Source organism: Staphylococcus hsinchuensis, from assembly GCF_038789205.1.
Lineage (GTDB): Bacteria > Bacillota > Bacilli > Staphylococcales > Staphylococcaceae > Staphylococcus > Staphylococcus hsinchuensis.
Genome location: NZ_CP128355.1, coordinates 350,657 through 365,500, shown reverse-complemented (window position 1 = coordinate 365,500; position 14,844 = coordinate 350,657). Strand labels below are relative to the sequence as shown.

Sequence of the window (14,844 nt, the reverse complement as noted above, 5' to 3'; positions counted from 1 at the left end):
TCGTCTTAGTTATATTGGTTATTTTCCTTTTGATTACTTTTGCGAAAGCCAATGAAGGATTGGATTCACACGAACAACACGACCTCGATAATTCTCGACATCAATATTTATCTAAAGGAGCTTGAGTATGAGTATTTATAATAGAAGGACGCTCATCGTAATATTTCTCCTTACAATAATAGTTTCGTTTATCTTTTTTCTAATTACGAAAAAAGATAATTATAATAAAGATGAACTATATGAAAACAAAATCGCCGATCATGATCAAAATACGTCGAAAAAAAATTACGGTGTAGCTTCAAACAACGCGATAGCCACAAAAGTTGGTGAGAAAATCTTAAGAGATGGCGGTAATGCTGTAGACGCATCAGTTGGTGTATCTTATGCTCTAGCCGTGATAGAACCTCATTCCTCTGGTTTAGGTGGGGGAGGCGCAATGCTCTCTTATGATGGCAAGCCAAATTCAGAACCTAAGCAATGGCAATATAAAGATATTTCTTCTTATAATTACAAAAACAAAGACCAGACAGGTACGCCAGGGTTTGTGCGTGGTCTCCATGATGCACATAAAGAAGGCGGTAAAATGGATGAGAAGAAAATACTGAATTATGTTATTCCACTTGCTGAAGATGGCTTCGAAGTAGACTCAGAATTAGAACGAAGCTTGAAGTTATATGGTTCGGATGTAGACAGAGATTCTCCTTTCTTTGATGGACATCAAACGAAAAGAGAAGGAGATGTAATCAAACAACCAGCCTTAGCAAAAACATTGAAAAAAATCAGAGACCATGGACCTGATTACTTCTATAATCATATCGGTAAGAGTATTTCTAAACAAACTGATGGTAAGTTGATTAAGAAGGACTTTAAAAATTATAAAACTGTTAAAAAAGCGCCGATTAGTACAGATTATCTAAATACTAAAATTTATTCAGCATCAAACCCATTAGGTGGTGCATTAATGCTTCAAGGTATGAAGATTGATGAAGCAAAAGATAATGAATCTGTACCAGGAAATCGTTTAGATTTCATTACGAGTGTTTTAAAATCAAGAGAATTAATGTACCGAAACAGAGATATTGTAAACGGTCAGGACAATAATTCTAGCAAATATCTTTCGGAAGATTACTTACTTGGTAAATTTAACGAAGTTAATGCGAATGTAAATGCGAATCCAAATCCAAACCAATTTAATGCAAACCCTGATCAAACGAGTACTACACACTTTGTTGTAGTAGATAAGAAAGGTCATATTACTAGTACAACAAATACGTTATCAAGCTTCTTTGGTTCAGGTAAATTTGTTAAAGAAGGATTCTATTTAAATAACTCATTATCAAACTTCTCAAATGATCCAATGAGTCCAAACTATAAAGGTAAACATAAACAACCTAGATCATTCACGGCACCAAGTATTGTTGTTGGACCAGATTATTATTTAGGTATCGGTACACCAGGTGGTAACAAAATCCCTACTACAATCAACCAAGTACTTGTTGATTACTTACGTGGTGACGGAACGCTTCAAGAATCAATCGATAAACCTCGTTTCTATAATGATGGTCATATTATTTATTACGAGAATGCTACAAGTAAGAAAGATATCGATATATTCAAGAGTCTAGGATATCAAGCAGAACTTAAGCGTAATGATGCCAACTTTGGTAGTGTTCAAGCAGCCTTATATAATCGTAAAGATAAATCGGTTGAAATTGGACACGACGTTGGTAACAGATAATATAACTGATTATCTTAATAAAGAGATGATGAGATAAGATAAAGCCCCTCAAAAAGATTTTAAATAAATCTTTTTGAGGGGCTATTTTTATTTGTTGATACATATTTATTTTTAAAAAGAAACTACTTTACCAACCTTGTCCAGCTGTATCATAATCATTTAATTCGTCATTCATGTAAGCCTCGATTGTTCTTTCTAGCACGTCTAAAGCGTAATCTAGTTGCTCATATGAGATGACAAGAGGTGGTTGGAAACGTAGTACATTGCCTGCAACAGCAATAATTACAATACCTTCTTCGAAACAGCGATTACAAATTTTTAATGCTGCATCATTATTGCGTGATTTACTTTGTTTATCAGAAACGATATCTATACCAATTGATAAACCTTTACCACGTACGTCGCCTACGATGTCGTATTTTTCTGTCCAGTTGTCCATACGTTGACGTACATAATCACCTTTGTCTGCACTTGCTTGTAATAAATTTTGATCTTCAATCATTGAAAGCGTAGCTAAAGCTGCTTCACAACTAACTGGATTGGCACTTGTCGTAAAGAGATGTGCAGGTGCTTCTAGGTAATCCATTATTTCAGCTCTTCCGATGATTGCTGACATCGGTAATCCACCGGCTAACGATTTACCAAATGTGATAATATCAGGTTCGATATTGTAATGTGTAACTGAACTCCATGTGCCAGTACGTCCTAGTCCTTGTTGTATGTCATCAACTGCTAATAGAATTCCATGTTCTTTACATAATGATTGAAGTGCTTCAAAGTAACCTTCTACTGGTTCTAATAAACCACCATCACCTTGTATTGTTTCAATCATAATACATGCTACTTCCTCAGCTGGAACATATTTTTCAAACATTTCTTTTAATGGTGCGAGGTATTCATCCACTGTATTGGACGTCGGCGCGCCATATAACCCACGATAATTATCAGGGAAAGGAATATGATAGAAACCAGGTAACATCGGGCCGTATTTTTTACGCATATTTAAACTAATGGCAGACATTGATAAAGCACCATAAGTAGACCCGTGATACGCATTTACGAAACTTATAATATAGGGTCTTCCTGTATATGCACGAGCGAGTTTAACGACACCATCGTTCGCATCTGATCCAGATAAACCAAAGAGCACACGTTTTTCATAGTCCCCTGGTGAAATTTCACAGAGCTTTTTACCTAGTTTCACGAGTGGTTCTTGATACATATACGCGGGTGTATAGTGAATAAATTGATCTACTTGATTTTTGATAGCTTCAGTGACAGGTTCTGGTGCGTGGCCAACATTTTGTGAACTAGCACTTGATAGTAAATCGATGTATTCCTTTCCATCGACATCAACTAATGTCGCACCATAGCCATGAGATATTGCTAATGGAAAGTAATTAATCCTTCCTGGATTAGCAAAATATTTACTATCTTCATTAATAATATCTGTTGATTTTGACATAATTCATAGTCCCCTTTGTGTGTTGTAATACTTTATAAATGGTAGAAAGTCGAATAGAAAGTTTTAACAATTCTATTTGAGATCTACGCCGTAATCAAAGAAAATAGTAAGGTTTAAAATGGTTGATATATATGAATATACTAATAATTTTTTGACTTGTAAATATTTTCAGAAAATTAAATATAAAAATCTAAAAGATTGTTCAACTTTTTTGTGATTAATTGTAACAAAGGGGACAATATAATGTACTTTTGCTTATTTTAAGAGTTATGTAAAAATGGAAAACATACTATAAAATTCACGGTGTATGTTCAAATAAGCAAAAGTACCACTTGAGTAAATTATTCGTAATTGATCATTAAATAATGTATTGAAGCATCATCTAAGCTTAAATTAATCGCTTTGTGATGATTGTGTTTATTATAAGTTGCAAATGGATAATTCGAATGATTAATGTGATTTAACATTGTTGTGTTGATGGATGTTCTATATAAACTAGACGAAATCAAACACTTAATATTACCATGCTGATTATTCAATAAACGAGAAAAGATTGGAAAATCTCTATTAATATGGTGGGCTATCTCTATTTTTAAATGGTTAGATTGAGTTTCTGTAGCACGATGATGATATAACAATATGTGAAATCGTTTGTCTTGTTGAAATATGATGCCGTTATTAATTAACGTGACATTCTGATTCATAAATGGTTGTAACATGTTATAAACATGAACCATAGGCATCAAACTTTGATTATGATCTATTACCATTAATTGATTCTCATCAATAGAATAGAGAGGGTAACCAAGTCCCGCTATGGGATAATCAAAATCTATCAGAAATTGTGTGAAATAAATATGGCTGGCACAAATTGTATGTTTAAAATACTTAATAAGTGCAGGGTGTGTAATGTTATTAAACACAAGTTTCTGAGTCATCGTCCTACCACATAATTCAATTAAATGCTTAAGTTGTTGTTTGATTTCAAATGCATGATGGTTGTTATGCTTTGACTTCAAACTGATATATGTCGATAACTGAATAAGGTCCATATTGATGTAGTAATAATCGACTTGTATCGAATGAATGTGTGAAATGATATCAGTTAAGTTTTGTCGTTTTTCAATAAAATGATCAATAACGAGTGCCGTTTTCAACCCTTGATACGGCTGGAGAACCGAATGAATTAAATTATAATTTTCTGTCGTAATCAATTGGGATGGTTCGAATAACAAACAAAGTTGTCGGATAAGTGATTGTTCTTTGTCATGTGCTTTAATCAATTTCAAAATTTTATGCTCGAATAACTGAAAGCTATCGAGAGAATGAATGTTAAAAGTTAAATGATATTGCTTTTGAATCAACGTAACGATAGCATTGAAAAGTTTCTGACTATCTAGAACATTAAAATGCTCTACATTTGTATTCTTAATTAGAAAATTGATATTTGAGAAATGTTGTAAAATACGATTCTCTAGTTGTTGGTCAGCCACGACAAGTAAATCATAAAGGCTATTCAGGTGGATAATGACATAATGCCCATTGATATGGATGTTAGGTTTAAGTTTAGTTAAATCAATTTTGAGTACATCATCATTCGGTTTCGTAAGGGCTTGTGTTTGATTATAACTTTTTAAAAATACTACTAATTCTTTATCTAAAACTTTTAATTTGTAATTATATGTGTCGCTAGTCGCTCTATATTGATATTTATATTCTTTAGGAGGTATTTTTAAATAAAATTTAAAATGTTTCGTAAATATAGCCACGTTGTTGAAATTATATTTGACTGCAATATTACTAATACTATATTGATTGTTAATTAAATCATAAATAGATAAAGAAATTCTTAATGAATTGATATACGATTTATAATTGATAGACATATGTTTAGAAAATAGTATAGAAATGTACGACTGTGATATATAAAAAGCATCAGCTAAATCTTTAGTAGTCAGTGCTGTATCAATATGACTATTAATATAATCGACAATCTTGCGTAGTAATGGATGTTTAGTATAGTAAGCAGGTAAATATGTATTGTTTAATTGTACCTTAGCATAGTCGAGTAAATATTGAATAACTTCTTTGATATAGGCATGTATATTCTTATTGTGACAATAAGCTTCAAATAAATCATGAGTGATAAGGCGTTTAAATGATGTGAAGTTTACGATTTGTTTAAAGTCGTAGTATATATAATTTAAGTTTGATGCTTTTTCACACAACAACTGTAACGGGATAGCAAGTTCAATGAGCTGTTCTACCTTTTCGTATTGATAGAGATCTGTATTGTTTATAATTAAACCTTCAGAAATAGTTAGCGACTTGCCGTTTAAATTTATATTACATGGCTTACCTAAAGGAATGAGTATGATGATTTTATTAATATTTCGCGTTAATAAGGATGTATAGTTGTTTCTTAAAGTTAGTGTAGTCGTATTAATCAATAATATCACCTTTGTTTAAATATAAAACGAGACCTTTTCGTTTAACGTTATTTTACTATTCTGTCCTAAAATTAAAATGGTAAATAGGAAATATTATTAAATGGTAGGTCAAATGTCATAAATCATACATGTGACGTTGCAGAAATTAAAGTTTTGTAAGCAGTTATTTATAAAAACAGGTGGTGGGATAAAAATTTAGGAGAAAAAAGTAGTTATTAGGCGGTAGATTGATCAAAATATATCAATTGAGTGTGGAATTAGGCAAGTAAAAAATACTTCTATATAGAAGAAGATCTAAAGTCACTAAAAGTAGCAACTTTAGATCTCTTTTTCAAATAGAGCGAGACAGCGGATTAAACAGTAATTTGGAAGAGAAATCGTACCAATTATTTAACCTGAGATGTCTATACTTTATTTGTGAGAAGGAAATTTTATATCATTGGGGTAAATGGGAATATAAAGCTTGGTTTGGGAATGTATTAAACGATGATGACTTTAAAGCTTGAACTGATATAAAAATAGTTTCCGTCTCTTATTTATATTATATAACTTTAATTGTAAAACCACAATATAAATTTAGAATTAAAAAAATAGGAGATGAAATGTTGGTTTTATATAATTTCTCTTCAAAACGAAACACATTTTTATATACAAGGGTCCCTACGTGAATATGTAAAGGTGTAAGATATTTATTATATTTTAATATTTCTGTTTAAAAATTATTCAAAAGTGTAAAATAAGAATAACTTTATTATAGAAAGAGAGGGGTAAAAATGTATAAGGCGATTATTTTTGATGTGTATGGAACTGTTTTTGATTTAGATTCTTTAAAAAATGAAATGATTGAATTTGACGAATCCTTAGCAAATCAAATTTCACGTGATTGGCGAGAAACACAAATCAATCATATGTTTATTAGACAAATAATGCACCGATATATACCCTTTGATGAATTAACTAAAAACGCTTTGCGTTATACATTAAATGTACATAATATTCAGTACAATAGAGAAGATATTAATCGTTTGTTTGATGCATTTCTAAAATTATCTTACTATAAAGAAATTCCGAGAGCACTTTCTGATATTAAAGCATTAGGTGTTGATATAGGGGTCCTTTCGAATGGAAATGATAGTATGCTCATGCCTTTAATTGATAACTCAGAGATTGCAGAATTCTTCGACACGGTGATTAGTGTTAATGAAGTGAAACAATACAAACCTAGTGAGGCAAGCTACGCACTCATATTAGATTATTAAAATGTTCGTAGAGAAGATGTCCTATTCGTTTCTTCTAATACTTGGGATGTGACAGGAGCCAATAACTTTGGCTTTGATACAGTATGGGTTAACCGTAATGATACGTTATTTGATCAAAATGGAGACGATCCAACAATTACAGTGAATCACTTGAATGAATTAGTAAAATGGTTGGAACTGAACAATTAGGGTAAGACAACTTATAGAACCCAAATGTGGTTCAGTGTTAATACAAATAGAATATAAACAAAGTTGTTTATATTCTATAAATTTTTGTATTTTCAACTAAAAAATGTTAACTTTTATTTATAATTTAATAACAATTGCTAGGGGTGCTTGTTAAGAGCTGAAAGAGATTATATATCTCAACCCTTTGAACCTGATCTAGTTAATACTAGCGTAGGGAAGCCGGTCACAATGTCTTGATACATTTGTTAAATAGATTTTTAAGGGATACTATATTCCAATCGTCTTTTACATATGTATATTTATGTAGATTAAGGTCATTGTGTATCAAAATCAGGTCTCCTAGCAATAATACATGCTAAGGAGTTTTTTTATGGAACAAGAAAAGATTGAATTAAAGAAACAATTCCCATCTAGTCGTAGAATTTGGGTGAATGGTGAAGATGATGATATTAAGGTACCATTCCGTGAAATCGAACTTTCACCAACAACTACTGAAGAAGGTACAACTGAAAACGAGCCTGTAGTTGTATACGATACGGCAGGCCCATATCATGATGACTCATATCAAATTGATGTGCAACAAGGTATTCCTCAATTAAGAAAAGATTGGATAGACCAACGCCAAGATACACAACGTTATGAAGGGAGAAAAGTACAGTCCCTTGATAATGGTTTTAAAAAAGATAACCATAAAAAGTTTGTAGAAACACCTTTTAAATATCAACCACGTAAAGCAGAAAGTGGACGATGTGTGACACAAATGCATTATGCGAAACAAGGTATTATTACGAAAGAAATGAAATTCGTCGCAACAAGAGAAGATGTATCTCCTGAATTTGTGCGTTCAGAAATTGCTAGAGGACGTGCAATTATTCCTAATAATGTAAACCATCCAGAATCAGAACCAATGATTATAGGTAAAAACTTCCAGGTGAAAATCAATGCTAATATCGGTAACTCAGCTGTAAGTTCATCGATTGAAGCGGAAATTGAGAAGTTAGTATGGGCGATCCATTGGGGTACAGATACGATTATGGATTTATCTACAGGTAAAAACATTCATGCGACACGTGAATATCTGTTAAGAAACTCTCCAGTGCCTGTAGGAACTGTGCCAATTTATCAAGCGCTTGAAAAGGTTGACGGTATTGCTGAAAATTTAACATGGGAAATTTATAGAGACACGTTAATAGAACAAGCTGAACAAGGTGTAGATTACTTTACGATTCATGCAGGCGTATTATTACGTTATGTCCCAACAACGGTGGATCGATTGACTGGTATTGTGTCACGCGGTGGCTCAATTATGGCGCAGTGGTGTTTAGCACATCACGAGGAAAGCTTTTTATATACACACTTCGACGAAATTTGCGAAATATTAAGTGCTTATGATATCTCTATTTCATTAGGTGATGGGTTACGCCCAGGTTCTATATATGACGCTAATGATGAAAGCCAAATATTAGAACTTGAAACGCTTGGTGAATTAACAAAAATTGCTTGGGAACACGATGTTCAAGTGATGATTGAAGGTCCAGGTCATATTCCTATGCAGAAGATTAAAGAGAATCAAACGTTAGCAGATTTCCATTGTCAAGAAGCACCATTCTATACATTAGGACCATTAACAACGGATATTGCACCAGCATATGACCATATTACATCAGCAATTGGAGCGGCACAGATCGCGAGTCATGGTACAGCAATGTTGTGTTACGTTACACCTAAAGAACATCTCGGATTACCAAATAAAGATGATGTACGTGAAGGTGTAGTCACATATAAAATTGCTGCTCATGCTGCCGATTTAGCTAAAGGTTTAAAAAATGCTCAAAAAAGAGACGATGAAATCAGTAGAGCACGTTTTGAGTTCAGATGGTACGATCAATTTAATTTATCTTTAGACCCAGATAAAGCGCGTGCATTCCATGATGAAACGTTGCCTGCCGAATCTGCTAAAGTCGCACACTTCTGTAGTATGTGTGGTCCTAAGTTTTGTTCTATGCGTATTTCTCATGATTTACGAAACAGCGAGGAATTACAACAATTTAAAGAAGAAGGTTTAAAAGAAAAATCAGAAGAATTTATCTCTGAGGGTAGTAAAATATACCACTAAATTTGTCTGTCTAAAATGAATATAGATAATAAATATTGAGGCAAACCCTACGCGATTTAAAGTGTAGGGTTTGTCTTTTTATTTATTAAATGCTAGATACAATGAGATGGACAAATCTTTAGCAAAAGCATAAAAATATGTCATCATAGTTAGAGATTTTACTGTTCTATAGTACGGTGAAATAAGTCCGATTGTTATGATGTTTCATATTCAATTGTGCTATACTGAAAGTAAATTTCTATAATGGGAACAAGGAGTTATATTAAATGAAAAAATGGGGAAATCGACTCATAACAATACTCGGTATCGTACTTATTCTCGCTGCAATTTACCTATTTGCCAAACCACACATTGATGAATATTTTGCACAAAAAGAGAACGACAAGCAGGTTCAAAAATATGATAAACAACAACAATCTAAAGCTAAGGCAGAAATACCTAAAGATAAATCAAAAATGGCGGGTTATATTTCAGTGCCAGATGCTCATATTAAAGAAGCAGTCTATCCAGGTCCAGCCACACCGAAACAATTAAATAGAGGCGTGAGCTTTGCTGAAGCAAATGAGTCATTAAATGATCAAAATATTGCGATTGCGGGACACACATATGAAGGTTCTTCGACTTATCAATTTTCAAACTTACACAAAGCAAAAAAAGGAAGTAAAGTTACATTTAAAACTGGAAAAGAAAAGCGTAAATATAAAATCACTAAAATTAAAGATGTAAATCCTAATGATGTCAAAGTTTTAGATGAGCAGAAATCGAAAAAACAACAACTCACTTTAATTACTTGTGATGACTATAATGCTAAAACGGATACGTGGGAAAAACGTAAGATTTTCGTGGCACAAGCTGTCTAGTTTTTAGAAATTTCAAAACATATTACTTTAATCGGAATAAAATAATCGCTTATACTATAAATTATAACGCAACTTATTTGAAAGGAAGGCATGAACATGACACAAATGCAACAAAAAATAATCGAAGCATTTAATTATAGACATGCGACAAAACGTTTTGATGCAAATAAGGAAATAGAGCAGTCTGATTTTAAAACTATTCTTGAAGCTGGGCGACTATCACCAAGTTCACTCGGGTTAGAACCATGGAAATTTATCGTTATCCAAAATAAAGAACTAAGAGAGAAGTTAAAACCTATTAGTATGGGGGCGCAAGGACAATTAGAAACTGCAAGTCATTTTGTGCTCATTCTAGCGCGTAAAAATGTAACGTTTAAATCACCGTACGTACAACATTTATTAAAAAATGTGAAAAAGTATGATGAAAGTACTTTCCCTGCTGTAGAAGAGAAATTTGATAATTTCCAAACAGGTTTTCACATCAATGATAATGCACGCACTTTATTTGATTGGGCGAGCAAACAAACATATATCGCTTTAGTTAATATGATGACATCTGCAGCATTACTTGGTATCGATTCTTGCCCTATGGAAGGGTTTGACTTAGATCGTGTAACCCAATTATTAGAAGATGAAGGCATTATTGATTCTGAACAATTTGCACCTTCAGTGATGGTTGCATTTGGTTATAGAGAAACTGAACCCAAAGACAAAGTAAGACAATCAACTGAAGATGTTATTGAGTGGATTGAGTAATTATATACACGTGTTCATTATAAATAAGTTATTATTATATGTATTTTCCCAACTTTGTTATAATTATGTTTAAGAACAAAATTTATGGAGGTTAAAAAGATCGTGCGCTTTTATTTCAAAGAGAACTTTTTTAATGCTTCAAAGTCGACAATCGATGTTTTTAATGAGAATGATGAAGCTGTATACAAAATGCAGTTGTTTTATACGTCAGCAACACAAGAGGCTTTTGCAATTTTCGGCGGAAAAGGTAAACAAAATTTCGAAATCACAGATGGTCATGATACGTATCGCATAACTCAAGAGAAAGCGATAAGTGGGAAAATTAAAACCCCATTTAAAACCGTATGGGACGTTGACAAAAATGGGAATAAATTTGGCGTTTTCCGTACTAAAATGGGCTTAAAACCAACGATGTTATTCGAAGGTAGCCAAGGTGACACTTTAAAGTTCCAATCAGGATTTATTTCAAGAAGTGTATCCGTAAATGACGGACGAAATGAGATTATGAATACTAAATCTCAACGCTTTAAAATCGCCTCTCGTCATGACATTGATATCCATACTGACGAATATCATCCGGCGATGTTAATTATGCTATTCCAAGTATTTTACGAATTCCAAGAACAACAACGCAGAAAATCTAGTTGAACAGATCTAGATTTCGATTTTGATTTTTAATCACTATCGAAATCTATTCAGTGAAATGCATTTTAATAATAAACACGCGACGTTTTTCATATCAACGTCGCGTGCTTTTTTTATAGTTAAGCATTGATGTGCTTAGTCATGTTGTTGATAAACATCTTGGTAATCATCACTTTTTTCCATTACTTTCTTAGCAAATGGGCAAGTTGCAGTAACTTTTAAGTCGTTTTCACGTGCATAATCAACGACTGTTTGTACAAGTTTAGACCCAATACCTTGGCCTCCCATTTCTTCAGGCACGCCTGTATGGTCGATATTAATAAGATTATCATCTTCTTTTTCGAAAGTAATTTGTGCTTTTGGATTCTCTTCGTTATCACCAATATAAAATTTATTTGATCCTTTTACGATTTTAGCCATACATATCTCTCCTTTGGCAATGTTCTTACTATATAAATATCCGTATAAGAAAAATTTAAACTGAAGTCAATAATGGGTATTTTACGAATTAGTGAAGTTTTTAGTTGAAACCATTGAAATATTTAGTAAATAAGTATATAGTTTGAACGGAATCTTTTGAGTTGGAGGCGTGTTTTTTTGAAGAAAAGTTTAGTAATCATTTTAATAAGCATGCTTATCGTCGTACTAAGTGGTTGTAGTCAATCTAATCATTCAGAGCATAAGCAGGTCTCAGAAAGTAATAAATTAAATATCTACACGACCGCATTTGCATTTCAAAGCTTTGCTCAACAAATTGGTGGGAAGTATGTGAAAGCCGAATCGATATATCCCCCCGGTGCAGATGCACATTCGTTTGAACCAACTCAAAAAGAAATGATAAATATTGCTAAAAGTGATTTATTTATTTATTCAGACGAAGAGATGGACCCTGTGGCAAAGAAAATTGCACAATCCATCAAGGATGATAATTTGAAATTACCAGTAGTTCAGGGGATAGATCATCATGACCTTATTTCAAGTCATGAGCATGAGCATCACCATGATGACCATGGAGGCCATCATGAAGGCGAAAGTCATGATCCACATGTTTGGTTAGACCCTGTATTAGATAAGAAGCTAGCTTATAATATTAAACAAGATTTAATTCGAAAAGATCCCAAACATAAAAAATATTACAATCATAATTATCAAAATTTAAAACAAGATTTAACACAAATCGATGAACAGTTGAAAGCAGTAACGAAAAATCCAAAAAGAGATACGGTCGTGATTTCTCATGATTCTATCGGTTATCTAGCACATCGTTATCACTTTAAACAACAAGGTGTTAGTGGCATAAATAATGAAGAACCGACACAACAAAATTTAGTCAAAATAGTTCATAGTATTAAAGATTCAAAACAACCATATGTGCTTTACGAACAAAACATTTCATCTAAAGTTACGAACGTCATTGAAAAAGAATCAGATACACAACCATTAGATTTTCATAATATGGCTATGCTAACTAAAGCACAAAAGAATGATAAAAACATTACGTTCCAATCACTTATGAAAAAGAATATCCACTCTTTAGATAAGGCACTTAATCAATAAAGAGGGTTTTGAGACACAAATACACAGTATTGAGCGTTTACAATCTGAAGCTTAATTCTCAAAAAAAGCGAGCTAATCCATTAAGGGTTAGCTCGCTTTTATATTAAAAATTTAATGATTTTGCCCGTACATACTTGAATAAGTTATGGTTCAATCATGTAGTCGCGACACGATTAAGGTGGGATACAAGTGATCAATGTCTCTTGCGTTAAGAAAGCGTTTCTAAGGCATTGCTTTAATCATATCTAATATATGAGACTGTTGTATTGTAATACTCTTCTAAACCATGAATTCCATCGGCGCCACCAAGTCCAGATTCTCTCCAACCTGAGTGAAATCCGTTCACTACTTCTTCAGCTTCGCAGTTAGCATAAACTTCACCGAACTTTAGTTGTTCAGAGGCAGTCATTACATCTTTTAAGTTTTCTGAGAATACATATGATGAGAGGCCAGCATTTGTGTCGTTCGCTTGTGTAATGGCTTCATCGTAATCCGTGTATGTTACGACTGGTAATACTGGGCCAAAGATTTCTTCTTTGAAGGCTAAATCGGATGGTTTAACGTTGTCTAAAATTGTAGGTGCATAGAAATAACCAGGACGATCGATAATGTGACCACCTGTTACACAGTTTGCTCCATTGTGGATAGCTGATTGGACTTTGTCATCGATACTTTGTAACTGAGCTTCATTAATAATTGCACCATAATCTGTAGCTTCATCGTATGGATCGCCAACTGTTAACTGTTCCATCTTATCTTTTAAGGCTTTGATAAATTCATCATGTACTGATTGGTGAACGAAGATACGTTCAGGGCACGTACATACTTGTCCGGCATTATTAATACGTGCAGTAACAATATAGTCTGCAGCTTTTTCTATATTCGCATTTTCAGTAACAAGTACAGGTGCATTACCGCCAAGTTCTAAATTTACCTTTTTAACATTTGAGGCGCTTTCTGAGTAAACGGATTTACCAGTACGCATACTTCCAGTTAGTGAAATTAATTGAATGTCAGGGTGCTGTGCAAGTTGTGTACCGACAGTTTCACCTTTACCTGGAACGATTTGAACAAGACCTGCTGGTATAGTTGATTCGCGAATCAGTTCGGCAATTTTTAAAGTTATGAGAGAAGTTGCTTCACTTGGTTTGATGACTACTGAACAACCTGTCACAATAGCAGGGATGACCTTTCTCATCAATACTAAAATAGGTGCATTCCAAGGAACGATACCGGCAGTAACACCGATGGGCTTTTTCGTTAATAATATCGTTTCATTTTCCCGACTATTTTGTAGAACTTCGCCTTTATTTGACATACTGAGACTTGTCATATAATCGATAAAATGAATAGATTTTTCAATTTCACCTTTTGCAGAAGCTAACGTTTTACCTTGTTCTTTCACATATAAATCAGCTAATGCGTCTTTATTTTGTTCTAGTAATGGGATGAGTAATTTAGCATGATCTGCTCGTTTTGGTTGAGGGACTTTTTCCCATTCAAGTTGTGCTTGCTTAGATTTTTCTACTGCTTCGTTAACTTCTTCTTCAGATGCAAAAGTAACTGTATCTATTGTTTCTCCTGTAGCAGGGTTAATCACATCTATTGAGTCTGTTGATTTACTTTCGATAAATTCATTGTTTATAAATAGTTTGTTCATTTCTAAACACCTCCACATTATAAAAATACCACTTTAGGTAAATTTAAAAACTATCTGACTATTCAGTTATATTATTTTATGTTTAATTTTAAATTTATAATTGATAAAAAAGGAAAGAAATTATAAACTATAAATAAGGGAGACTATAT

At 33.0% G+C, this 14,844-nt stretch carries 12 protein-coding genes and 1 riboswitch; of the genes, 8 read left to right on the top strand and 4 right to left on the bottom strand.

Features of this window, described 5'->3' with window-relative positions; translation table 11 throughout:
• The first annotated feature begins 127 nt into the window (after positions 1-127).
• The gene (locus QQM35_RS01940) at positions 128-1,738 is read left to right on the top strand and encodes a gamma-glutamyltransferase (protein WP_342610459.1); all 1,611 of its coding nucleotides are present in this window, start codon (positions 128-130) and stop codon (positions 1,736-1,738) included.
• A gap of 127 nt (positions 1,739-1,865) precedes the next feature.
• Here QQM35_RS01940 and QQM35_RS01935 read toward each other — a convergent pair whose 3' ends face one another.
• Positions 1,866-3,203: an aspartate aminotransferase family protein gene (locus QQM35_RS01935; protein ID WP_251517380.1), complete on the bottom strand. Its 1,338-nt coding sequence runs from the start codon at positions 3,201-3,203 to the stop codon at positions 1,866-1,868.
• A 341-nt stretch (positions 3,204-3,544) separates the two neighbouring features.
• A complete protein-coding gene (locus QQM35_RS01930; RefSeq protein ID WP_251517382.1) occupies positions 3,545-5,653 on the bottom strand; it encodes a helix-turn-helix transcriptional regulator in 2,109 nt (702 codons plus the stop codon).
• Positions 5,654-6,426: 773 nt separating this feature from the next.
• On the opposite strand from QQM35_RS01930, the gene QQM35_RS01925 reads away from it, so the two are divergent.
• The 6 genes from QQM35_RS01925 to QQM35_RS01900 all read left to right on the top strand — a co-directional run bounded on the left by QQM35_RS01925 (position 6,427) and on the right by QQM35_RS01900 (position 11,481).
• Entirely contained in the window at positions 6,427-6,912 is a 486-nt protein-coding gene (locus QQM35_RS01925; RefSeq protein ID WP_342610458.1) for a haloacid dehalogenase type II, read from the top strand.
• A 48-nt stretch (positions 6,913-6,960) separates the two neighbouring features.
• Positions 6,961-7,101 (top strand): hypothetical protein, encoded by a 141-nt coding sequence (locus QQM35_RS01920; protein ID WP_342610457.1) that lies wholly within the window; start codon positions 6,961-6,963, stop codon positions 7,099-7,101.
• A gap of 129 nt (positions 7,102-7,230) precedes the next feature.
• Positions 7,231-7,335: riboswitch (TPP riboswitch) on the top strand.
• Between the two features lie 136 nt (positions 7,336-7,471).
• Positions 7,472-9,217 carry a phosphomethylpyrimidine synthase ThiC gene (gene thiC / locus QQM35_RS01915; protein WP_251942452.1) on the top strand — a complete coding sequence of 582 codons (1,746 nt, stop codon included), beginning with the start codon at positions 7,472-7,474 and terminating at the stop codon, positions 9,215-9,217.
• Between the two features lie 266 nt (positions 9,218-9,483).
• The gene (srtA, locus tag QQM35_RS01910; RefSeq protein ID WP_251517386.1) at positions 9,484-10,077 is read left to right on the top strand and encodes a class A sortase SrtA; all 594 of its coding nucleotides are present in this window, start codon (positions 9,484-9,486) and stop codon (positions 10,075-10,077) included.
• Positions 10,078-10,173: 96 nt separating this feature from the next.
• Positions 10,174-10,833, top strand: coding sequence for an NAD(P)H-dependent oxidoreductase (locus QQM35_RS01905; RefSeq protein WP_251517388.1), 660 nt, complete (start codon positions 10,174-10,176; stop codon positions 10,831-10,833).
• A 99-nt stretch (positions 10,834-10,932) separates the two neighbouring features.
• Positions 10,933-11,481 carry a tubby C-terminal domain-like protein gene (locus QQM35_RS01900; RefSeq protein WP_251943899.1) on the top strand — a complete coding sequence of 183 codons (549 nt, stop codon included), beginning with the start codon at positions 10,933-10,935 and terminating at the stop codon, positions 11,479-11,481.
• A 132-nt stretch (positions 11,482-11,613) separates the two neighbouring features.
• Here the strand turns inward: QQM35_RS01900 and QQM35_RS01895 are convergent, their stop codons facing one another.
• Positions 11,614-11,898 carry a GNAT family N-acetyltransferase gene (locus tag QQM35_RS01895; RefSeq protein WP_251517399.1) on the bottom strand — a complete coding sequence of 95 codons (285 nt, stop codon included), beginning with the start codon at positions 11,896-11,898 and terminating at the stop codon, positions 11,614-11,616.
• Between the two features lie 177 nt (positions 11,899-12,075).
• Between QQM35_RS01895 and QQM35_RS01890 the strand changes: the two genes are divergently transcribed.
• Positions 12,076-13,035, top strand: coding sequence for a metal ABC transporter solute-binding protein, Zn/Mn family (locus tag QQM35_RS01890; protein ID WP_251517402.1), 960 nt, complete (start codon positions 12,076-12,078; stop codon positions 13,033-13,035).
• 235 nt (positions 13,036-13,270) lie between these two features.
• On the opposite strand, the gene aldA is transcribed toward QQM35_RS01890, so the two are convergent.
• Positions 13,271-14,695, bottom strand: coding sequence for an aldehyde dehydrogenase (aldA, locus tag QQM35_RS01885; RefSeq protein WP_251517405.1), 1,425 nt, complete (start codon positions 14,693-14,695; stop codon positions 13,271-13,273).
• Between the last annotated feature and the right edge of the window lie 149 nt (positions 14,696-14,844).

Coding starts and splice junctions, on each gene's coding strand:
- QQM35_RS01895 (WP_251517399.1), bottom strand. CDS start 11,898: ATGGCTAAAATCGTAAAAGGATCAAATAAATTTTATATTGGTGATAAC.
- QQM35_RS01935 (WP_251517380.1), bottom strand. CDS start 3,203: ATGTCAAAATCAACAGATATTATTAATGAAGATAGTAAATATTTTGCT.
- QQM35_RS01905 (WP_251517388.1), top strand. CDS start 10,174: ATGACACAAATGCAACAAAAAATAATCGAAGCATTTAATTATAGACAT.
- srtA (WP_251517386.1), top strand. CDS start 9,484: ATGAAAAAATGGGGAAATCGACTCATAACAATACTCGGTATCGTACTT.
- QQM35_RS01940 (WP_342610459.1), top strand. CDS start 128: ATGAGTATTTATAATAGAAGGACGCTCATCGTAATATTTCTCCTTACA.
- thiC (WP_251942452.1), top strand. CDS start 7,472: ATGGAACAAGAAAAGATTGAATTAAAGAAACAATTCCCATCTAGTCGT.
- aldA (WP_251517405.1), bottom strand. CDS start 14,695: ATGAACAAACTATTTATAAACAATGAATTTATCGAAAGTAAATCAACA.
- QQM35_RS01925 (WP_342610458.1), top strand. CDS start 6,427: ATGTATAAGGCGATTATTTTTGATGTGTATGGAACTGTTTTTGATTTA.